General features: G+C 61.2%; 22 protein-coding genes. 15 read left to right on the top strand and 7 right to left on the bottom strand.

Going from position 1 to position 18,775, the window contains the following annotated elements:
* Positions 1–10: 10 nt before the first annotated feature.
* Genes Q1W40_RS07980 through Q1W40_RS07965 form a run of 4 tightly spaced genes read left to right on the top strand, consistent with a single transcriptional unit; the run spans position 11 to position 1,872 of the window.
* Positions 11–121 carry a cytochrome oxidase small assembly protein gene (locus tag Q1W40_RS07980; RefSeq protein WP_233250119.1) on the top strand — a complete coding sequence of 37 codons (111 nt, stop codon included), beginning with the start codon at positions 11–13 and terminating at the stop codon, positions 119–121.
* Positions 122–130: 9 nt separating this feature from the next.
* Positions 131–742: a cytochrome c oxidase assembly protein gene (locus Q1W40_RS07975; RefSeq protein ID WP_300710780.1), complete on the top strand. Its 612-nt coding sequence runs from the start codon at positions 131–133 to the stop codon at positions 740–742.
* On the top strand, positions 739–951 hold the full coding sequence (locus Q1W40_RS07970; RefSeq protein WP_300710778.1) for a DUF2970 domain-containing protein: 213 nt from the start codon (positions 739–741) through the stop codon (positions 949–951). Before Q1W40_RS07975 ends, Q1W40_RS07970 begins: the two co-directional genes overlap by 4 nt.
* Before the next feature lie 39 nt (positions 952–990).
* Positions 991–1,872: a cytochrome c oxidase subunit 3 gene (locus Q1W40_RS07965; RefSeq protein ID WP_300710776.1), complete on the top strand. Its 882-nt coding sequence runs from the start codon at positions 991–993 to the stop codon at positions 1,870–1,872.
* 63 nt (positions 1,873–1,935) lie between these two features.
* Here Q1W40_RS07965 and Q1W40_RS07960 read toward each other — a convergent pair whose 3' ends face one another.
* Positions 1,936–2,169, bottom strand: coding sequence for a twin transmembrane helix small protein (locus Q1W40_RS07960; RefSeq protein ID WP_300710774.1), 234 nt, complete (start codon positions 2,167–2,169; stop codon positions 1,936–1,938).
* A gap of 15 nt (positions 2,170–2,184) precedes the next feature.
* Here Q1W40_RS07960 and Q1W40_RS07955 point away from each other — a divergent pair, with 15 nt between their 5' ends.
* Genes Q1W40_RS07955 through Q1W40_RS07935 form a run of 5 tightly spaced genes read left to right on the top strand, consistent with a single transcriptional unit; the run spans position 2,185 to position 6,239 of the window.
* Complete coding sequence (locus Q1W40_RS07955; protein ID WP_300710772.1) at positions 2,185–2,925, top strand: SURF1 family protein; 741 nt, start codon at positions 2,185–2,187, stop codon at positions 2,923–2,925.
* Positions 2,876–3,589, top strand: coding sequence for a hypothetical protein (locus tag Q1W40_RS07950; RefSeq protein WP_300710770.1), 714 nt, complete (start codon positions 2,876–2,878; stop codon positions 3,587–3,589). Before Q1W40_RS07955 ends, Q1W40_RS07950 begins: the two co-directional genes overlap by 50 nt.
* Before the next feature lie 5 nt (positions 3,590–3,594).
* Positions 3,595–4,758: a COX15/CtaA family protein gene (locus tag Q1W40_RS07945; RefSeq protein ID WP_300710768.1), complete on the top strand. Its 1,164-nt coding sequence runs from the start codon at positions 3,595–3,597 to the stop codon at positions 4,756–4,758.
* Positions 4,755–5,645 (top strand): heme o synthase, encoded by an 891-nt coding sequence (gene cyoE, locus Q1W40_RS07940; RefSeq protein WP_108325737.1) that lies wholly within the window; start codon positions 4,755–4,757, stop codon positions 5,643–5,645. Before Q1W40_RS07945 ends, cyoE begins: the two co-directional genes overlap by 4 nt.
* 6 nt (positions 5,646–5,651) lie before the next feature.
* Positions 5,652–6,239, top strand: a complete 588-nt coding sequence (locus Q1W40_RS07935) for an SCO family protein (RefSeq protein ID WP_108325740.1) — start codon at positions 5,652–5,654, stop codon at positions 6,237–6,239.
* 39 nt (positions 6,240–6,278) lie between these two features.
* Here the strand turns inward: Q1W40_RS07935 and Q1W40_RS07930 are convergent, their stop codons facing one another.
* From Q1W40_RS07930 to ftsY, 3 genes are all read right to left on the bottom strand, one after another.
* Positions 6,279–7,274 carry a tripartite tricarboxylate transporter substrate-binding protein gene (locus tag Q1W40_RS07930; RefSeq protein ID WP_300710762.1) on the bottom strand — a complete coding sequence of 332 codons (996 nt, stop codon included), beginning with the start codon at positions 7,272–7,274 and terminating at the stop codon, positions 6,279–6,281.
* Between the two features lie 138 nt (positions 7,275–7,412).
* On the bottom strand, positions 7,413–8,345 hold the full coding sequence (gene rpoH / locus Q1W40_RS07925; RefSeq protein ID WP_108325745.1) for an RNA polymerase sigma factor RpoH: 933 nt from the start codon (positions 8,343–8,345) through the stop codon (positions 7,413–7,415).
* A 220-nt stretch (positions 8,346–8,565) separates the two neighbouring features.
* Positions 8,566–9,579 carry a signal recognition particle-docking protein FtsY gene (gene ftsY / locus Q1W40_RS07920; RefSeq protein WP_300710759.1) on the bottom strand — a complete coding sequence of 338 codons (1,014 nt, stop codon included), beginning with the start codon at positions 9,577–9,579 and terminating at the stop codon, positions 8,566–8,568.
* A 28-nt stretch (positions 9,580–9,607) separates the two neighbouring features.
* Between ftsY and Q1W40_RS07915 the strand changes: the two genes are divergently transcribed.
* On the top strand, positions 9,608–11,032 hold the full coding sequence (locus Q1W40_RS07915; protein WP_300710757.1) for a pitrilysin family protein: 1,425 nt from the start codon (positions 9,608–9,610) through the stop codon (positions 11,030–11,032).
* A 25-nt stretch (positions 11,033–11,057) separates the two neighbouring features.
* On the top strand, positions 11,058–12,395 hold the full coding sequence (locus Q1W40_RS07910; protein WP_300710973.1) for a pitrilysin family protein: 1,338 nt from the start codon (positions 11,058–11,060) through the stop codon (positions 12,393–12,395).
* A gap of 4 nt (positions 12,396–12,399) precedes the next feature.
* Here Q1W40_RS07910 and Q1W40_RS07905 read toward each other — a convergent pair whose 3' ends face one another.
* A complete protein-coding gene (locus Q1W40_RS07905; protein WP_300710755.1) occupies positions 12,400–12,930 on the bottom strand; it encodes a hemerythrin domain-containing protein in 531 nt (176 codons plus the stop codon).
* A 244-nt stretch (positions 12,931–13,174) separates the two neighbouring features.
* Between Q1W40_RS07905 and Q1W40_RS07900 the strand changes: the two genes are divergently transcribed.
* The 3 genes from Q1W40_RS07900 to coaD all read left to right on the top strand — a co-directional run bounded on the left by Q1W40_RS07900 (position 13,175) and on the right by coaD (position 14,798).
* Entirely contained in the window at positions 13,175–13,465 is a 291-nt protein-coding gene (locus Q1W40_RS07900; RefSeq protein ID WP_300710753.1) for a hypothetical protein, read from the top strand.
* Between the two features lie 151 nt (positions 13,466–13,616).
* Complete coding sequence (gene rsmD, locus Q1W40_RS07895; protein ID WP_300710751.1) at positions 13,617–14,261, top strand: 16S rRNA (guanine(966)-N(2))-methyltransferase RsmD; 645 nt, start codon at positions 13,617–13,619, stop codon at positions 14,259–14,261.
* Positions 14,262–14,303: 42 nt separating this feature from the next.
* On the top strand, positions 14,304–14,798 hold the full coding sequence (gene coaD, locus Q1W40_RS07890; protein ID WP_300710749.1) for a pantetheine-phosphate adenylyltransferase: 495 nt from the start codon (positions 14,304–14,306) through the stop codon (positions 14,796–14,798).
* Between the two features lie 2 nt (positions 14,799–14,800).
* On the opposite strand, the gene recJ is transcribed toward coaD, so the two are convergent.
* Entirely contained in the window at positions 14,801–16,510 is a 1,710-nt protein-coding gene (gene recJ / locus Q1W40_RS07885; protein WP_300710747.1) for a single-stranded-DNA-specific exonuclease RecJ, read from the bottom strand.
* Positions 16,507–17,442 (bottom strand): hypothetical protein, encoded by a 936-nt coding sequence (locus tag Q1W40_RS07880; RefSeq protein ID WP_300710745.1) that lies wholly within the window; start codon positions 17,440–17,442, stop codon positions 16,507–16,509. Before Q1W40_RS07880 ends, recJ begins: the two co-directional genes overlap by 4 nt.
* A 370-nt stretch (positions 17,443–17,812) precedes the next feature.
* Between Q1W40_RS07880 and Q1W40_RS07875 the strand changes: the two genes are divergently transcribed.
* Complete coding sequence (locus Q1W40_RS07875) at positions 17,813–18,721, top strand: MFS transporter (RefSeq protein WP_300710743.1); 909 nt, start codon at positions 17,813–17,815, stop codon at positions 18,719–18,721.
* The last annotated feature ends 54 nt before the right edge of the window (positions 18,722–18,775 follow it).

Here is an 18,775-nt window from a genome sequence, read left to right as displayed (position 1 = left end):
GACCATGGCCATGACACCTGAACAAAAGAAAAGCAATGTGCGCTTGGGCCTGATTTTGGCCACGGTGGCATTGGCCATCCTGGTCGGTTTTGTGGCCAAGCTGGTCTTGTTGCAACGCTGAGTTGATCTGATGAACTTGCGCAGTGAAAACCTGAAGATGGTGGGCAAGCTGGTGGTTGTGACCGCTGGCATGTTCTGCTTCGGCTACGCACTGATTCCGATTTACAAGCACATTTGTGAGATGACCGGGATCAACATCCTGTCCCTTTCCGAGCGCATGGTGCCTGGAAATGGCACAGCAGGCTCGCAGGTCAAATTACCAGCCAACACACAAGTTGATTTGAGCCGCACCATCACGGTCGAATTTGATGCGAATGCACGGGGTCCTTGGGATTTCAAGCCGGAAAAGCGCTCGATCCAGGTGCACCCGGGTGAGCTCAACACCGTGATGTATGAATTCCAGAATGTCCAGAATCGCCGCATGGCGGCTCAAGCCATTCCCAGCTATGCACCGAATCAAGCGGCCAGCCATTTCAACAAGCTCGAGTGTTTTTGTTTCAACCAGTACACCCTCGAGCCCGGGGAAAAGAAACGTTGGCCTGTGGCTTTCGTGATCGACCCCAAGTTGTCCAAAGACGTGACCACGATCACGTTGTCCTACACCTTCTTTGAAGTCGGCGGCAAGACGCCTGCAGCACCAGTTGCCGCAGTGGTGAACAAACAGCCAGGAGCCGGTTCATGAGTGAACAGCGCCAAGGCTCTTTGATCCGCACGGTGCAGGCCGTGTTGTGGTCATTCATCGGTGTCCGCAAAAACGCGGAGTACCAAAAAGACATTGAAAAGCTCAATCCCTTCCACATCCTAGGTGTGGGCATTGCAGCCGCTTTGTTGTTTGTGCTGGGGCTCGTTGCCCTGGTCAATTGGGTCGTGGTTCAACCCACGGGTCTTTAAACCCCAAGATTCGATTTAGAAAAGAGAGCAGGAGTCAGTATGAGTTCCACAGCACACGGCACTACGCCTTATTACTTCGTACCCCATGAGTCGCGTCACCCGGTGATGGCGGCCATTGGTTTGTTCTTCGTGATCTTGGGCGCAGGCCAATGGATCAACGGCTCAGGCTGGGGCATGTATGCGCTGTTTTTCGGCCTGATTTGGTGGTTGACGGTTTTGTACCAATGGTTCAAAGAATCCATCGCTGAAAGCGAAGGTGGTCAATACGGTCGCAAGATCGACTTGTCTTACCGCTGGAGCATGACCTGGTTCATCTTCTCTGAAGTGATGTTCTTCGGTGCGTTTTTCACCGCTTTGTGGTGGGCTCGTTCCCACTCGGTGCCTGCATTGGGCAGCCTTGAAAACGCATTGCTCTGGCCAGACTTCAAAGCGGTTTGGCCAAGCATGGTTGCAGGTGCGACCACTTCTCCTGCGGGCATTGTCGAGCCCTTCCAAACGATGGGCCCGTTTTGGCTGCCCACCATCAACACGGCTTTGCTGCTGACCTCAGGCGTGACCTTGACCATTGCTCACCATGCCATGCAACATGGTGAACGCAGTAAAACCATCAAGTTCATGTGGATGACTGTGCTGCTGGGTATTGTTTTCCTGTTTGTCCAGGGCTACGAGTACGCACATGCCTGGAATGACATGAATTTGAAGTTGTCCTCGGGCATTTACGGCTCCACCTTCTACATGTTGACCGGTTTCCACGGTTTCCACGTGTTCGTGGGCATGTTGATGCTCTTGTTCATCACCTTGCGTTTGCAAAAAGGCCACTTCACGCCTGAGCGTCACTTCGGTTTCGAGGGCGCTGCTTGGTATTGGCACTTCGTGGACGTGGTCTGGTTGGGTCTGTACATCCTGGTTTATTGGATGTAAGGCCTTCCAGCCTCAACAAAAAAGCGCCCCAGGGCGCTTTTTTGTTGCTGAGTCCTCAATGGATCAGGCGCCAGCAGGAATGCCTGTGGGTTGAATCCAGCCCATCTTCCAGGAAATCAAGACGCAGATAAAGAGCACAATCGACAAGCCGACCCTCAGTGCCAAAGCGGTGGCCATGCTGCCCTTGCGCGCTGGCTCCCCCTCTTGTCGCGGGGTGCCACTGCGCATCATGTAAAGCAGGGCGGAAACGAGGCTGGCCAAGATGGCCAAAAAAGCGAGTGCAACCAGTATTTTCATGAGCAGCATTATCCGATGACTCTGTCCCGACCGGCTTTCCAAAGCATTTTGATTTTTGCGGCTGCCGCATTGGGTATGGCTTTGACCTTTTCCTTGGGCATGTGGCAAGTCGGCCGTGGGTCCGAAAAGTTGGCGCTGCAGGCCGCCAAAGACGAGCGCGGCGCCATGACGGTACTCGATGGACGCAGTCTCTCCGCATCCATCTCGCCCACAGAGTTGAACGCTCTGATGCACCGACCAATGGTGCTCAGGGGACGATGGCTCAAAGCGCACACGGTGTACCTGGAAAACCGACAGATGAACGGGCGTGCTGGCTTTTACGTCATGACGCCGATGCAGCTCGATTCAGCAGACACTGTCGTTCTGGTGCAGCGTGGTTGGGCACCACGGGATTTCAATGACAGACAAGCACTGCCTTTGACGCAGACGCCCGAGGGGATGGTCGAAGTCACTGGGATATTGGCCCCTTGGCCGTCACGGCTGTACGATTTCGGCGGGGTGGAAGCCGGTGCCATACGGCAAAATCTAGACTTTGGCGCTTTTCGACAGCAAACTGGTTTGGATCTGAAAAATTTCACACTGATCCAAACTGGCACAGCTTCCGAAGGGCTTGCGCGTGATTGGCCTGTGGTGGCGTCGGGTGTGGAAAAACACCAAGGATATGCTTTTCAATGGTTCGGGCTTTGCGCCCTGATCGCATCACTTTATGTCTGGTTTCAAATTGTCCAAGCACGTAGAAAAAAACGAATTGTCTGATGTACCTTTGGGCATGACCGTGCACGCTTTGCCGCTGCCAGCTGATGTCGCGCAAGCAGATGCGCAGCGCACCCATTCAGGCCGCTGGAAAATGCTGGCACTTTTGTTGGCCTGTGCTGCGCCTGTCATCGCTTCGTATTTCACTTATTACGTGGTCCGACCCGAGGCCCGTCGGCATTACGGCGAGTTGATCACGCCACAGGTTGACCTGCCGACCGCTCGTGCGCTCAATCTGCAAGGGCAAGAAGTCACTTTGTCCACCTTGAAAGGCCAGTGGTTGCTGGTCTCGGTGAGTTCGGCAATTTGTGCAGAGGCCTGCAAACAGAACCTCTATTTTCAGCGGCAATTGCGTGAAATCATGGGCAAGGAAAAGGACAGGCTCGAGCGTGTCTGGGTACTCACAGATGACGCGCCGGTGGACGCTACTTTGCTGCCCGCCTTGAATCAGGCCCACGTTCTTCGCGTACTGCCAGATGTTGTGAAAACTTGGCTGAGTCCCGCTGAAGGTCGTTCGGTCGAAGACCATTTGTATGTGATCGACCCCATGGGTCATTTCATGATGCGCTTTCCAGCGCACATGGATGTGGCGGGCGCCTCCAAAGCCAAGAAGGATTTGGACCGTTTGATGCGTGCCTCAGCCTTCTGGGATAAAGCTGGCCGGTGATGCACATGAGCACGGTGGACCTGTACAACCTCAATCCCATCTTGCAAGTGATGGGTGTCGGACTGGCATTGGCTGTGCTGCCCCTGGCGTGGTGGGTTTTGCGCCATCGACACGCGTCTGCAGGGCGGCGCCTGCAAGCCCTGACCATGCTGACCTTGTTCCTGACCTTCGATCTGATCTTGTTTGGTGCCTTCACCCGCCTGACCGACTCGGGCCTGGGCTGCCCCGATTGGCCAGGATGCTATGGCAGTGCCACGCCGGTGGGTGCGCAGCTGCACATCGAGGCGGCGCAATCGGCCATGCCCACAGGCCCTGTCACGCATGGCAAGGCATGGGTCGAGATGGTGCACCGCTACCTGGCCACAGGTGTGGGGGTTTTGATCCTGAGCTTGGCGGTGATGACCTGGCGCCAGCGCCGTCGAGACCCAGCGCAAGCCGTGAACCCCGGTTGGCCAACGTTCACTTTGCTGTGGGTCTGCCTGCAAGGCGCTTTCGGTGCCTTGACAGTGACGATGAAACTGTTTCCTGCCATCGTGACTTTGCATTTGCTGTTTGGCATCGGCTTGCTGGCTTTGCTGGCCGCTCAGGCGGTGCGGTATGACGGTTGGCAAAGCCTTGCGGTGTCACCTGCACTGCGCCGTGGGCTGTGGCTGGCCTTTTGCTTGCTTTGGCTGCAAATTGCTTTGGGCGGCTGGGTGAGCACCAACTACGCGGTGCTTGCGTGCACAGGCTTTCCGTTTTGCAACGGCACTTGGGTGCCCTCGCTCAATTGGCAGGGCTTCGCGCTGTGGCGCGATCTGGGCCACACCGTGGAGGGGCAGGTCTTGCCTTTTGCGGCTTTGACCACCATCCACTTCATCCACCGCAGTGCAGCTTGGCTTGTGTTGGCGGTGCTCATCAGTGTGGGCTGGCGTCTGCGTCGGGTTGCAGGCATGCAGCGCTTGGCGCAAGCCTTGTTGATTTTGTCCGCATTGCAGTTGGCCACGGGCCTGAGCAATGTGGTGTTGGACTGGCCTTTGGTGGCCGCGGTGTTGCACACCGGCGGGGCATCGGCCCTGGTGTTGGTGTTGACCTGGGCGCTGGGCATCAGCCGTTCAGATATTTCTGTGAGTTCACCGCGCACCGACGCAGGTGAGCGTTCTTCTTTTGACACAAGGCCTGCTGCATGACTGCTGCGACTGCTTCTCCCTCCGTCTGGCGCCAATACAACGCGCTGACCAAACCCCGTGTCATTCAACTGATCGTTTTTTGCGCACTGATCGGCATGGTGCTGGCGGTGCCTGGCGTGCCACGTTTACCGGAGGTGTTGTTGGGTTTTTGGGCTTGTCTGGGCATCTGGTTGGTGGCCGCAGCGGCGGCGGCTTTCAACTGCCTGGTTGAAAAAACCATCGATGCGAAAATGAAGCGCACCGCTTGGCGTCCCACCGCCAAAGGCGAGCTGAGCGACCGTCAGGCCTTGTTGTTTTCTGCTGCCCTGTGTGCGGTGGGCTCGGCCATTTTGTACCTGATGGTCAACCCGTTGACCATGTGGCTGACCTTTGCCACCTTTGTGGGCTACGCCATCATCTACACCGTGATCCTGAAACCGCTCACGCCGCAAAACATCGTGATCGGTGGCGCCAGCGGCGCCATGCCGCCGGTGCTGGGCTGGGCCGCCATGACCGGCGATGTGGGCCCGGAAGCGCTGATCTTGTTTTTGATCATCTTTTTGTGGACCCCTCCGCACTTTTGGGCGCTGGCGCTTTACCGCGTCGAGGACTATCGCAAGTCGGGCCTGCCCATGCTGCCCGTGACGCACGGTAACGAATTCACACGTTTGCAGATCCTCTTGTACACGGTGGTTTTGATGGCCGCATGCCTGATGCCCTTTGTGTACGGCATGAGTTCCTGGCTCTACCTGATCGTGGCGGTGGTCTTGAGCATCGGCTTCATCGCGTATGCCGTGGCCTTGTTCCGTGCTTATTCTGACGAATTGGCCCGCAAGACTTTCCGGTTCTCCTTGATTCACCTCAGCGCCTTGTTCGCGGCGCTCTTGGTGGACCACTACCTTTTCTGAGTACCCATGAACAAACGTCAATTGCTCGGCGGATTCGCGCTCACAGCTGTGCTGGCTCTGAGCGGTTGCGGTCAGGACAAGCCCGCATTCCGCGGCGTGGACATCACAGGCGCTGACTATGCCCAAGGCTGGGAACTGGCAGACCACAATGGTCAGGTCCGCACGCTCAAGGACTTTGCAGGCAAGGCCGTGATTGTGTTTTTTGGTTACACCCAATGCCCCGATGTGTGTCCGACCTCCATGCAGGAGCTGGCCGAGGTCAAACGCCTGCTGGGCAAGGACGGTGAGCGGCTGCAAGGCGTGTTCATCACGGTGGACCCTGAGCGCGACACGGCCGAGCTGCTCAAGGCCTACATGGCCAACTTTGATCCGAATTTTGTGGCTTTGCGTCCAACCTTGGAGCAATTGCCCAAGGTCACCAAAGACTTCAAGATTTACTACAAGAAGGTCGAAGGCAAAACGCCCACCAGCTACACCATGGACCACTCTGCAGGCAGCTTCACCTTCGACCCGCAAGGTCGGGTCCGCTTGTACAACCGTTATGGCAGCGGCGCAGCGGCCTTGGCCGAAGACGTCAAGATCTTGCTCAAGTGACGTCAGGTGACTGTCGGGGCGCTGGCGCCCCGGATCGGATCAATTGATCTGAATTTTCTGGCGCACGATGATGTCGCCCAGTGCCTTGGTGTCGGCCTGAATGCGGTTGCGCAAACCCTCGGGCGATGAACCCACCACCTGCCAGCCTTGCTGGAACAAACGCGCACGCATCTCGGGTGAACGCACGATCTCGCTCACGGTCGCCGACAGTTTGTTCAGCACGGCAGACGGCATTGACGCTGGCGCAGCCACGGCGTTCCAGATCTCCAGCTGGTAATTCTTGACGCCGATCTCGGCGAGGCTGCTCACATCGGGTGCCAGCGTGCTGCGGCCGGTGCTGGTGGTTCCGATGGCGCGCAGCTTGCCGGCGCGCACCTGTGTCAGGGCCATGGCGGGTGGCAGCAGCGCCAACTGGATTTGACCGCCCATCATGGCGTTCATGATTTGTGGGTTACCAGGGTAGGGCACATGCACCGGGTCAATGCCCGTTTGCGCCTTGAGCAACTCCATGCCCAGATGCGCCACGGTACCTACGCCTGGGGAGCCATAGCTCAGCTTGTTGCCAGCTTGGCGGGCATCTGCCAGCCATTGGGCGGGTGTGCTGCCTGAGGCATTGGCCGGTGCAGCCAGCAGCAGGGGGGCGGTGCCGATCAGGCTCACCGGTGCAAGATCCTTCAAAGGGTCGTAAGGCACTTTGGGATTGAGGATGCGGGCAATCGTCATGTTGCCGTTGATCATCAAACCCACGGTGTGCCCATCGGTGGACTTCGCCACAAAGTCGGCAGCGATGTTGCCGCCTGCGCCTACTTTGTTTTCAACGATCACGGTTTGCCCCAAGGCCTTGCCCAAAGGTTCGGCCAGTGCGCGTGCTGTCAAATCGGGGCTGGAGCCAGCCGGAAAGCCGACCACCAGCTTGAGAGGCTGGCTGGGCCACTCGCCAGCGGCCTGTGCCACGGCAGTGCCCAGACCGAAGGCCAGGGCCGCAGCGCTCAACAAGGAACGGCGGGAAAGAAAGGGCAGGGTGTGCAAGCGCATCAGGGGATCTCCAAAACATCTCAACAGCTGCCACTTTAGCGCAGACGCTGCAAGCCTTGGCAAACGACAAAAGATTGACTGGGCATGTAAAAAAATACCCGGCCATGGCCGGGTACGGTGATTCAGGGTCATCGGGTTTTATGCGAACTCGACAAGCGCCTTTTTCATCTTCTTCATGGCCGCCACTTCGATCTGGCGGATGCGCTCGGCACTCACGCCGTACTCGGCTGCCAGGTCGTGCAGCGTCATGCCACCTGAGCCGTTGTCGTTGACCTTGAGCCAGCGCTCTTCCACGATGCGGCGGCTGCGTTCGTCCAGCGCGTTCAGCGCAGCAGCCAGGCCATCGCTGGCCATCACGTCGCGCTGGTGTGCTTCGATCATGGCGGTGGGTTCGTGGCTGCCATCGGCCAAGTACGCAATGGGGCCAAAAGCCTGCTCGCCATCGTCGGATGGCGCGGGGTCGAGCAGCACATCGCCGCCGGACATGCGCATTTCCATCTCGATGACTTCTTCCCGCTTGACATTCAGGCTGTGCGCCATCGAGTCGACCTGCTCGGGCGTTAAGGTGTCGCGGTGCGTGCCTTCTTCGGCTTCGGCCTTGAAGCCTTGCTTCATGGAGCGCAGGTTGAAAAACAGCTTGCGCTGGGCCTTGGTCGTGGCGACCTTGACCATGCGCCAGTTTTTCAGGATGTACTCGTGGATTTCGGCCTTGATCCAGTGCAGCGCATAGCTGACGAGACGAACGCCTTGGTCTGGGTCGAAACGCTTGACGGCCTTCATCAGGCCCACATTGCCTTCCTGGATCAGGTCGCCGTGTGGCAGGCCATAGCCCAGGTATTGGCGCGACACGGACACCACCAGACGCAGGTGCGAGAGCACCAGCTTGCGGGCAGCTTCCAAATCGTCGTTGGCTTTGAGTTGGCGGGCGGCTTCTTGCTCTTCCTCAAGGGTGAGCATGGGCATGCGGTTGACCGCAGAGATGTACGCGTCAAGGTGACCCAGCGAAGGCACCACGGCCCATGGATTGCTCAGTGTCACCGCGGTGGCCGGGGAAATGGTTTGAGTAGTCATACCAGAACTCCTTTCAATCCATACATATTAGCACTCCCTGAGAGTGAGTGCTAATACCTGAAACACAGAAGCCGTGAGCAGGTGTAACAGGTAGAGCGATCAGTGCGCCATCAGCAGGCCTGAGGGGGCGCGGCCCAGCACGGCAGCTTGGTCAACGCCGTGGCGGGCGAAGGCGGCCAGCTTGTGGCCCGGCGAGTTCAGCCGGGCGGTGGTCATGGCTTCAGCTCAGCAAGGCCTGCGCGAATTCGCTGGCGTCAAAAGTTTCAAGGTCTTCCAGTTTTTCGCCCACACCGATGAAGTACACCGGGATGGGTTTTTCGCGGGCGATGGCGCACAGCACACCGCCCTTGGCCGTGCCGTCCAGCTTGGTCACGATCAGGCCCGTCAGGCCCAGTGTGTCGTCAAAAGCTTTCACTTGGGCCAGGGCGTTCTGTCCGGTGTTGCCGTCAATCACCAGCAGCACCTCGTGCGGTGCCGTGGCCTCGGCCTTTTGCACCACACGCTTGATTTTTTTCAGCTCTTCCATCAGGTGCAGCTGGGTGGGCAGGCGGCCTGCCGTGTCCACCAGCACCACATCGCGGCCGCGCGCGCGGCCTGCGGTCACGGCATCAAAGCTCACGGCCGCTGGGTCGCCGCCTTCCTGGCTGACGATCTCGACCGTGTTGCGGTCGGCCCAGACGGCCAACTGTTCACGCGCTGCTGCACGGAAGGTGTCGGCTGCGGCCAGCAAGACGCTTTGGCCGCCATCGGCCAGGTGTTTGGTGAGTTTGCCGATCGAGGTGGTTTTGCCCGCCCCGTTGACGCCAGCCACCATGATCACCGTGGGGTGGTGGGCGCCAATTTCGAGGGGCTTTTGCAAGACCCGCAGCAAGTCGGCGATGGCCTCGGCCAGCAGGCCTTTGACCTGCGCGGGTTCGGTGGCCTTGGCTTCCTTGACGCGGCGTTTCAAGTCTTGCAACAGGTGTTCGGTCGCTTTGACACCGGTGTCCGCCATCAGCAAGGCGGTTTCGAGCTCTTCGTAGAGTTCGTCGTCGATGCGCGTGCCCGTGAACACCGTGGCGATGTTGGAGCCGGTCTTGCGCAGACCGTTTTTCAGGCGGTCCAGCCAGCCCTGGCGGGCGGGGGCTTCAGGCGCGGGCACCGCAGCAGGCGTGCTGGCGCTGGCCGTGTTTTCGGCGGTTGGGGAGGATTTCGCCGGCTCTGGCGGGGATTTTTTGCGGAAGAAACTGAACATGGTCTGGATTTCAAGGATCATGCATTCTATGAAACCGAACTTTCTCTTGGGAATTTCTTGTCTGGCCGTGCTTTGGAGTGTGCCTTTGACCACCTGGTCGCAGGCCCCTGCGGCCCAGGCCGCAATGGTGAAGCCCGCAGCGCAAGTGCACACCTACACCTTGGCCAATGGCATGACCTTGTGGGTCAAGCCCGATCGCCGGGCACCCACGGCCGTGCACATGGTGTGGTTGCGGGTGGGCTCCATGGACGAGGTGGATGGCACCAGCGGTGTGGCCCATGTGCTGGAGCACATGCTCTTCAAAGGCACGCCCAATTTGGCGGCTGGTGAGTTTTCGCGGCGTGTGGCGGCTTTGGGCGGGCGTGAAAACGCGTTCACCTCCAAGGACTACACAGGTTACTTCCAGCAGATCCCTGCGCACCAGCTGGAGGCGGTGATGCGTCTGGAGTCGGACCGCTTTGCCAACAACCAGTGGCCCGATGCGGAATTTGCCAAAGAGCTGGAGGTCGTCAAGGAAGAGCGCCGCTTGCGCACCGAAGACAACCCCCGGGCCTTGCTGCACGAAATGCTGGCGGCCACCGCTTTGTCTGCATCGCCCTATCGCCGCCCGATCGTGGGCTGGATGAGCGATCTGGAGGCCATGACGGCGCAAGATGCCCGTGATTTTTACCGCCGCTGGTATGTGCCCGGCAATGCGGTCGTGGTCGTGGCCGGAGATGTGGACCCTGTGCAGGTCAAAGCCTTGGCCGACCAATATTACGGCGCGATCCCCGCGCGCAGCGTGGCCGATCGCAAGCCCCAGCAAGAGCCTGCGCAGCAAGGCCTGCGCCGCTTTGAATTCAAGGCCCCGGCCGAGCAGTCGTATGTGGCGCTGGCTTTCAAAGTGCCTCGCTTGGCCAGTTTGCAGCCTTCTGCCGAGCACGACGATGCCCTGGCCCTCACGGTGCTGGCGGCTGTGCTGGACGGTTACAGCGGCGCCCGCCTGGAGCGCGCTTTGACCCAAGGTGAGCAGCGCCTGGCCGACAGCGTGGGCGCTTACAACGGCTTGATGGGGCGCGGGCCACAATTTTTCTACCTCGAAGGTGTGCCCGCCAAAGGCCAGACCACCGAGGCGCTGGAAGCCGCCTTGCGCGCACAAGTGCAAAAGGTGGCCAAAGAAGGCGTGGCCGAAAGCGAGCTGCAGCGCGTGAAGACCCAGTGGGTCGCCAGCGAAATCTACAAACTCGACTCGGTCTTCAACCAAGCCCGTGAACTGGGTGTGGCCTGGACGCTGGGCTTGCCGCCCGATCACGGAGAACAATTGATGGCGCGTCTGCGCCGGGTCACCGCTGCGCAAGTGCAGGCGGTGGCGCAAAAGTATTTTGGTGACGACAGCCTCACCGTGGCGGTTTTGCGTCCACAGCCCCTGTCGGGCCAAGTCAAACGCAAGCCCGCTGCCGGTGCGCGGCACTGAAGGGGCGGTCATGAAAGTCAAGAACATGTTGCATCAAGCGTGTGTGGGCGCTGCCTTGCTGGCGGTCACGTGGGCACAAGCGGCCTTGCCCATCCAGCACTGGACCCAGCCCAACGGAGCCCGTGTTTACCTGGTGGAAAGCCATGCCATCCCGATGGTCGATGTGCAGATTGATCTGGACGCTGGCAGCCGGCGCGATCCGGCCGCGCAGGCGGGTTTGGCCTCGGTCATGGCCGGGCAAATGGCCAGTGGCTTGCGCGCCGATCCCCAAGGCGCAGGCCCCTATGCCCGGGCCATGGACGAAAACCAGTTGGGTGAAGCCTGGGCCGATCTGGGGGCCAGCTTTGGCGCCGGGGCTGGCGCAGACCGTTTGAGTTTCTCGCTGCGCAGCCTGAGCTACCCGGACTTGCTGGACAAGGCGGTGGCTCTAGCGGCCCGTCAAATGGCGCATCCGGCCTTTCCTGAAGCGATATGGGGGCGTGACCGCGAACGTTTGTCCGCCGCCATCCGCGAGTCTTTGACGCAGCCTGGCACGGTGGTGCAAAACAGCTATGCCTCGGCCGTCTATGGCAGCCACCCCTATGGCTACAAAACCACGCCCGAATCCTTGTCGCGCATCGGGGCCGCTGACCTGAAAGCCTTGCACGCGCGAGCATTGCGCACCTGCAATGCATCGGTCAGCGTGGTGGGTGATTTGTCGCGCGCCCAAGTTGACGCGCTGGTCAAGCGCTTGCTGGCCTTGTGGCCGGCCATGTCGGCTTGCCAGGACATGCCGCCAGTGGCTGAAGTGCAGCCCTTGAAGGCCGCGCAAGCGGTGAGCGTGCCTTTCGATTCTGCACAGGCCCATGTGCTGATGGGCCAGCCCGGCTACAAGCGCAACGATCCGGACTTTTTCCCCATGCTGGTGGGCAACCACATTTTGGGCGGTGGCGGCTTCGTGTCACGCCTGACCGAGCAGGTGCGAGAAAAGCGGGGCCTGAGTTACAGCGTGTACAGCTATTTCGCGCCGGGGCTGCATGCGGGGGCCTTCACGGTGGGCCTGCAAACAAGGCCAGACCAAGCGGCGCAGGCCATCGCCGTGGCGCAAGAGGTGGTGCAGACCTTCGTCAAGGACGGCCCCACCGAAGCCGAGTTGCAAGCGGCCAAGGCCAACCTGATTGGTGGCTTTGCCTTGCGCATTGACAGCAACCGCAAGCTGCTCGACAACGTGGCCAACATCGCGTGGAACCGTTTGCCGCTGAACTACCTGGACACCTGGACGGCACAAGTCGGGCGTGTGAGCGCCGACGATGTGCGCCGCGCCATGGCCCGGGTGCTGCAACCCGAGCGCATGGTCACGGTGGTGCTGGGCGCGCAGCCCTGAGTCTTCAGATGTGCGCCGCAAAAGGCGGCACGTGGCGCATGTGCAAGGTCAGGCCCAGCGCCGCCATGTGGTTGTCGTTGCGGCCCAGGATGCTTTGCGCCAGCGGCAGGAAGGCTTGTTCCTCCAGTTTGGCGTGGGCCTGGTAGCGCTGGACCATGGCCTGCAGGGCGCTCACGTCCAGCATGGCATCTTGACCTTTGGCGACTTTGCGCAAACTGGGCTCCAGCGATTCCCAAATCTTTTCCAGACTGCGGTGGTCCTGTGTGAGTTGTTCGATCAGGGCGTCCACCTGCATGCGTTCAGCGCCTGCCTGAGCGCTGGCGCGCACGGCCGTGAACAGGTCTTTTTCTTCTTCGCTGTGGTGGGTGTACATGCCTGTGCTGAAGAAGGCCAGAGACTGCTCGGCAATTTTGCGCGCCTGCGCGGCAGGCCCCAGCAGCGCGGGCAAATCGCCCATGCGATCGAGCTGGGCAAAGATGCCCACATGGCAATTGGAAAAATGGGTGATGGGGGCTTCAGATGTGTTGTGGCTCATGACTTTTCCATTCAGTGAATGGTTTCACTGTAGGCCGCATGGGCGGTTGCGCCAAGTGCGGTGTGCGATTTGTTTGACGCAAGTCATGTGCATCCAGTCCACCGTGCGGCGCGAGTGGATCGCACGCAACACACATGCCGTTACAACTGGCCCGGCACTTGGGTCATCAGGGCGCAGACGGGCCGCGTTGTAGTTGCAAGTCCAACAAGGTGTTGGACTGAAAACTGAAAGAAGGACTCTTCTCATGAACAAGCTGCTCGCCACCCTGATCGCCGGTTTCTTCGCTGCCGGTGCATTCGCCCAAGCCCCCGCCGCGCCTGCGACAGCTGCTGCACCCGCAGCCGCCGTAGCACCTGCTGCCAAGGCCGAAGCCAAAGCCCAGGCCAAAGCTGCGAAAGCCGAAAAGAAAGCAGCCCACAAGGCCGAAGCGAAAGCGGCACAAGCCCCCGCTGAAAGCAAAGTGGCCCCTGCCGCAGAAAAAATGACCGACAAAGCTGCTGCCAAGGTCGACGCCAAACTGACACAAGGCAAGTGATACCCGCCAGCCGGACAGTTTGTCCGGCCAGCGCTTCACCCCACGAGAAGCCTGCACCTGTGCAGGCTTCTTTGTTGGTGGGTGTCGTTGGCGCGTGCCAGCATGAAGCAAGGGCCGCAAGGGCCGCAGGCGGGCCTTTACACTTGGCCCCATGCGTTCATCCAAAGTTTCTCCTGCGCCGCGCCAGGCCGCGCGTGCGTCCGCGCCCCCTTCAGCCCAAGCAGGCAAGCCCAAAGGCCATGCCGCACACGAAGTGCGTATCATCGGTGGCCAATGGCGCCGCACACGCCTCAAAGTCATCGACAAACCCGGGCTGCGCCCCACGCCCGACCGCGTGCGCGAAACCTTGTTCAACTGGCTGGGTCAAGACCTGAGCGACTGGCGCTGCGTGGATGCCTTTGCCGGCACGGGCGCGCTGGGGCTGGAGGCCGCTTCGCGTGGTGCGGCCCATGTGTTGATGTTGGAGCAAGACCCCGCCTTGGTGAGCGCCTTGCAAGCCCATGTGCTGCGCTTGCAGGCGGGCATGGTCCAGGTGCAGCGCGGCGATGCCATCGCGGCATTGCAACGCCTGCCCGCAGGCAGCGTGGATCTGGTGTTCATCGACCCGCCGTTTGACGGCCCCTGGTTCGAGTCCGCGCTCAAGGCGGCCGCAGCCGCGGTGCCGCTGGGCGGCTGGGTGTACCTGGAAGCGCCCGTGGCCTGGACCGACGAGGCGCTCGGTGTTTGGGGTCTGAAGCTGGAGCGTCACCTGAAGGCCGGTGCCGTGCACGCCCATTTGCTGCAGCGCACGGCATAAACGCACTGCATAATTTGTGCAGACTGAACCGAGGACTCCACCATGAAACACCCCGTGATCGCTGTTTACTCCGGTACCTTCGACCCGCTGACGCTGGGCCATGAGGACGTGGTGCGCCGTGCGGCCCAATTGTTCGATCAAGTCATCATCGCGGTGGCCACTGCGCACCACAAGAAAACCCTGTTCAGCCTGGACGAGCGCCTGCACCTGGCGCAGTCGGCCTTGCACGATTGCGCCAATGTGAAGGCGGTGCCTTTTGATGGCTTGATCGTGGACTTTGTGCGCGCCCAAAAGGCGCAAGTGATCGTGCGCGGTCTGCGCTCGGTGACCGACTACGACTACGAAACCCAGATGTCGGGCATGAACCGCCACCTGGCGCCCGCTGTGGATACCGTGTTCTTGCACACCAGCGCGAACGTGCAACACATCAGCAGCACTTTGGTGCGCGAGATCGCCAAGCTCGGCGGTGATGTGTCGGGCCTGGTCTCTGCGCCTGTGCTCAACGCGTTGGAGTTCAAGCTCTCCAGCGCGGACTGATTTCAGCCCTCGGCGCCTTCCACCAGAAAGCGCACCCGCTTTTGGCCTTGCCACTCATCGGCATCGAGCCGGTAGGCCAGCTTCACTTTCGAGGGCAAAGGCTCAGTGCGACCAAACCAGATGCCGTCCACCGGCTGGCCCTGGTGCTTCATCTTGAGCGACAGGTGTTTCTCGCCCACCAGGCGCTGTGACACGATCTCGATCTCTTCGCAAAAAACGGGCGGCGCAAAGCCTTGGCCCCAGACTTCGTGGTGCAGCATGTCCACCAGATCGACCCGGCGGTATTCGGCGGGCAATGGCCCATCGGTTTCCAGGCGGCGCTGCAGCGTGGCGGCGTCCAGCCATTCCATGGCCACTTGGTTGAGCGTTTCTTCGAACACATCGAGGTGTTCTTCGGCCACCGTGCAGCCCGCCGCCATGGCATGACCGCCAAAGCGCAGCAGCACGCCCGGGGCGCGTTTGGCCACCAGGTCGAGCGCATCGCGCAAATGAAAGCCCGCAATGGATCGGCCCGAGCCTTTGAGTTCATGCTCCTTGCCCGGCGCGCTGCTGGCCGCGAACACAAAGGTGGGGCGGTGCAGCTTGTCCTTGATGCGCGAGGCCACGATGCCCACCACGCCTTCGTGAAAATCCGGGTCGAACACGCAAATGGCCGGCGGCGGCTCGTCGCCTTCGTCAAACAGCGACTCGGCCATCTCCATGGCCATCTCGCGCATGTCGCCCTCGATCACGCGGCGTTCGCGGTTGATCGCGTCCAGCTGCTTGGCCAGCTCGTCGGCGCGGCCCGCGTCGTCGGTCAGCAGGCATTCGATGCCCAGCGTCATGTCGGCCAGGCGGCCTGCGGCGTTGATGCGTGGGCCCAGGGCAAAGCCGAAGTCAAAGGTCGTGGCCTTGGCGGTTTCGCGGCTTGCCGCACGCATCAGCGCCGCCATGCCGGGCGGCAGGGCGCCCGCCCGCACGCGGCGCAAACCTTGTGCCACCAGACGGCGGTTGTTGGGGTCGAGCTTGACCACGTCGGCCACGGTGCCCAGTGCCACCAGGGGCAGCAGTGCGTCCAGGCGCGGCTGGGTGCTGGCGTCAAACACGCCGCGCTGGCGCAGCTCGGCGCGCAGGGCCAGCAGCACATAAAACATCACGCCCACACCGGCGATGGACTTGCTGGTGAAGCTGCAGCCGGGCTGGTTGGGGTTGACGATGACTTCTGCCGTGGGCAGTTCGCTGCCGGGCAAATGGTGGTCGGTCACCAGCACCTGCAGGCCCAGGGCTTGCGCCGCTTGCACGCCCGCCACGCTGGCGATGCCGTTGTCCACCGTGATCAGCACATCGGCACCTTGCGCATGCACACGCTGGGCAATCGGCGGCGTCAGGCCATAGCCGTCCACCACGCGGTCGGGCACCAGATAACTCACGTTTTGCGCACCCAGCATGCGCAGGCCGCGCACCGCCACGGCGCAGGCGGTGGCGCCGTCGCAGTCGTAATCGGCCACGATGCACAAGCGCTTGTTGTCTGCCATGGCGTCGGCCAACAACTGGGCCGCTGCCTGCGTGCCCAACATGCCTGCCGGGGGCAACAGCAGGTTCAGCGCGTCGTCGAGTTCGTCTTTGGATTGCACGCCACGGGCGGCGTACAGGCGGGCCAGCAGGGGGTGGATGCCCGCTTGTTCCAGCGCCCAGGCGCTGCGGGGGGGCACATCTCGGGTGAGCAAATTCATGGGGTGATCAGGGCGGCCAGTGCCGCTGCAGGTGTGGTCTTGTTGAACAGTCGCGTGATGCGTTGGTGCCAGGCGGCGGGGGCGGCCTCATAGGTTTGGGCCGCGTGTTCGCTGCACAGGCTGAGCGTGGCCTGGCCTGTGGCTTTGAAGTGCGTGAGCAAATCGGCCACGGCGGTGGCGTCAAGCCCTTGCCAGGCTTGCCGCCAAGCCTGCACATCGCCGCGCAAGGCGCTGTGGCGCAGGGCTTCGGGCAACGCCACGTGCCGGGCAGGGGCTGCAGCCGTCGGCAGTGTGCCCGCGCCATGCAGCCAGAAGGAGTTGACCGAGATCTGCCGGCGTGCATCGCGGGCATTGTTCACCGGGTGGTTGTAGAGCAGCATTTGCATCTCGCTTTGCAGGCGCTGCAAGGGGCGTGCGGCGGGACTCTCGGGGATCCAGCGTTTGATGTTTTGGCCGATCACCCGGTCGAGCGATGCGCAGGCCAGGTCCGTCAGCAGCGCACCCTGAACATGCCACTTGAGTGCGCTGTGCCAGGTGACCTGCAAACCGTCTTCTTGCAAAAACGGCTGCATGGCCTGCAGCAATTGCTGCGATTCATCGTCCGACAGGAACAGGCTGGTCGGGTCCAGCATGACCACCTGGTCCATGCCGATCTGCCAATGGCAAGGCGTCATCCAGGCCTGTGGTGTCGTGCCCGTTTGCGCGGTTTGCCAAGCGGCCCAGGGCAGGGCGGCAAGCCCATCATTCCAGCCCAAAGCTTGGGCGTGCAAGCGTTCGTGCGGCATGTGCAGTGGCGTGTCCTCGCTGTCTTGCTGCACAGGCTGGCGCTGCAAAACTGCCAGCAAGGTTTGTAAATGGGGCAACTGCAAATCGGCCAAGGCCTCTGGGCCTGCTAGGGCGTGGCTGGCAGCGTAGGGAATGATCAGGTGCATGGGGCATGATTGTCGCAGGCCCCTGAACGGCCTGGCAGGCTGAGGGGGCTGTTCAAAGGCACAATGACCCTCAAAACCCAAAGACAGGAGACCGCATGAAAGAAACCCCCTACGCCTGGGTGGTGGTTTGGGCCACGTTTGTGTGCCTGGCGCTGATCTTTGGGGTGTCGTATTCGTTCGCGGCGTTTTTTGAATCGTTTGCGGGTGAGTTTTCGGCGCAGCGGGCCGATGTGTCCTGGATTTTTGGCCTTTCGGGCTTTGTGTATTTTGTGATGGGTGCTGGCGGCGGCATGCTGGCCGACCGTTTTGGCCCGCGCATCGTGTGCTCGGCCGGTATGGCTTTGATTGCACTGGGCTTGCTGGCTACCAGTTGGGCCACGTCTTTGTTGGCGGTGTACGTGAGTTACGGCCTGCTGGTGGGCCTGGCATTGCCCTGGTCTACACCCCGTCGATTGCCAGCGTGCAGCCCTGGTTCACCACCCGGCGCGGTTTGGCCGGGGGCATTGCCAGTTCGGGCGTGGGCGCGGGCACCTTGCTGGTGCCGGTGCTGGTGGCCATGGCCATTGGCCCCATGCCCTGGCGCGAGGCCATGCGGGTGTTGGCGTTGGGCGTGCTGGTGCTGGGCCTGCTGGCGGCGGCTTTGCTCAAACGTGCGCCTGCGGCCACCGGAGCAGACGCTGGCGGCTCAGCCTCGGGCCTGAGCTTGCGTGAAACCTTGCGCACATCGACCTTTCGCTGGTTCTACTTGGCCACGGTGCTGGCTTCGCCCGTGATGTTCATTCCTTTCGCGCACGTGTCTGCATCGGCCCGCGATTTGGGCCTGAGTGAGGCGCTGGCTGTGGGCCTGGTGGGCTTGATCGGTGTGGGCAGCCTGGTCGGGCGCTTTGCCATCGGTGTGGTGGCCGACCGGCTGGGGCGGGCGCAAACCCTGGTGCTGATGCAGCTGTCCATGGGCGCGTCGTATGTGCTGTGGGCCATGGCCGGTGGGCATGTGCTGTTGGCCTTGTTTGCGCTCTGGTTTGGCCTGAGTTATGGCTCTATCGTGTCGCTTTTGCCCGCCATTTGCATGGATTACTTTGGCGGCAAATCGGTGGCCAGCGTGGTGGGCACGCTCTACAGCGGCGCGGCTCTGGGGAACTTGCTGGGGCCTGTGTTGGCGGGCGCGGTGTTTGACCACAGCGGCCACTACCTGGGGGTGATGGCGGTGTGCGGCGTGCTGTCGCTGTGTGCCACCTGGGCCTCGCGGCAAATGAAGCGCAGTGGGCAGGCGCGTTATTGACCGGCCATCGCTTGCAGGCCAACGCTCACAGAAAATAGACCATCCGCCAAGCTG

The sequence above is a fragment of the Limnohabitans sp. genome (assembly GCF_030158565.1).
In the GTDB taxonomy this organism is placed as follows: domain Bacteria; phylum Pseudomonadota; class Gammaproteobacteria; order Burkholderiales; family Burkholderiaceae_C; genus Limnohabitans_A.
This window is presented reverse-complemented; position numbering and strand designations above follow the sequence as displayed.

Bases quoted from the DNA above. Each gene is read 5' to 3' on its own strand.
- Q1W40_RS07980 (WP_233250119.1), top strand. From the start codon at position 11: ATGACACCTGAACAAAAGAAAAGCAATGTGCGCTTGGGCCTGATTTTG.
- Q1W40_RS07975 (WP_300710780.1), top strand. From the start codon at position 131: ATGAACTTGCGCAGTGAAAACCTGAAGATGGTGGGCAAGCTGGTGGTT.
- Q1W40_RS07970 (WP_300710778.1), top strand. From the start codon at position 739: ATGAGTGAACAGCGCCAAGGCTCTTTGATCCGCACGGTGCAGGCCGTG.
- Q1W40_RS07965 (WP_300710776.1), top strand. From the start codon at position 991: ATGAGTTCCACAGCACACGGCACTACGCCTTATTACTTCGTACCCCAT.
- Q1W40_RS07960 (WP_300710774.1), bottom strand. From the start codon at position 2,169: ATGAAAATACTGGTTGCACTCGCTTTTTTGGCCATCTTGGCCAGCCTC.
- Q1W40_RS07955 (WP_300710772.1), top strand. From the start codon at position 2,185: ATGACTCTGTCCCGACCGGCTTTCCAAAGCATTTTGATTTTTGCGGCT.
- Q1W40_RS07950 (WP_300710770.1), top strand. From the start codon at position 2,876: ATGTCTGGTTTCAAATTGTCCAAGCACGTAGAAAAAAACGAATTGTCT.
- Q1W40_RS07945 (WP_300710768.1), top strand. From the start codon at position 3,595: ATGAGCACGGTGGACCTGTACAACCTCAATCCCATCTTGCAAGTGATG.
- cyoE (WP_108325737.1), top strand. From the start codon at position 4,755: ATGACTGCTGCGACTGCTTCTCCCTCCGTCTGGCGCCAATACAACGCG.
- Q1W40_RS07935 (WP_108325740.1), top strand. From the start codon at position 5,652: ATGAACAAACGTCAATTGCTCGGCGGATTCGCGCTCACAGCTGTGCTG.
- Q1W40_RS07930 (WP_300710762.1), bottom strand. From the start codon at position 7,274: ATGCGCTTGCACACCCTGCCCTTTCTTTCCCGCCGTTCCTTGTTGAGC.
- rpoH (WP_108325745.1), bottom strand. From the start codon at position 8,345: ATGACTACTCAAACCATTTCCCCGGCCACCGCGGTGACACTGAGCAAT.
- ftsY (WP_300710759.1), bottom strand. From the start codon at position 9,579: ATGTTCAGTTTCTTCCGCAAAAAATCCCCGCCAGAGCCGGCGAAATCC.
- Q1W40_RS07915 (WP_300710757.1), top strand. From the start codon at position 9,608: ATGAAACCGAACTTTCTCTTGGGAATTTCTTGTCTGGCCGTGCTTTGG.
- Q1W40_RS07910 (WP_300710973.1), top strand. From the start codon at position 11,058: ATGTTGCATCAAGCGTGTGTGGGCGCTGCCTTGCTGGCGGTCACGTGG.
- Q1W40_RS07905 (WP_300710755.1), bottom strand. From the start codon at position 12,930: ATGAGCCACAACACATCTGAAGCCCCCATCACCCATTTTTCCAATTGC.
- Q1W40_RS07900 (WP_300710753.1), top strand. From the start codon at position 13,175: ATGAACAAGCTGCTCGCCACCCTGATCGCCGGTTTCTTCGCTGCCGGT.
- rsmD (WP_300710751.1), top strand. From the start codon at position 13,617: ATGCGTTCATCCAAAGTTTCTCCTGCGCCGCGCCAGGCCGCGCGTGCG.
- coaD (WP_300710749.1), top strand. From the start codon at position 14,304: ATGAAACACCCCGTGATCGCTGTTTACTCCGGTACCTTCGACCCGCTG.
- recJ (WP_300710747.1), bottom strand. From the start codon at position 16,510: ATGAATTTGCTCACCCGAGATGTGCCCCCCCGCAGCGCCTGGGCGCTG.
- Q1W40_RS07880 (WP_300710745.1), bottom strand. From the start codon at position 17,442: ATGCACCTGATCATTCCCTACGCTGCCAGCCACGCCCTAGCAGGCCCA.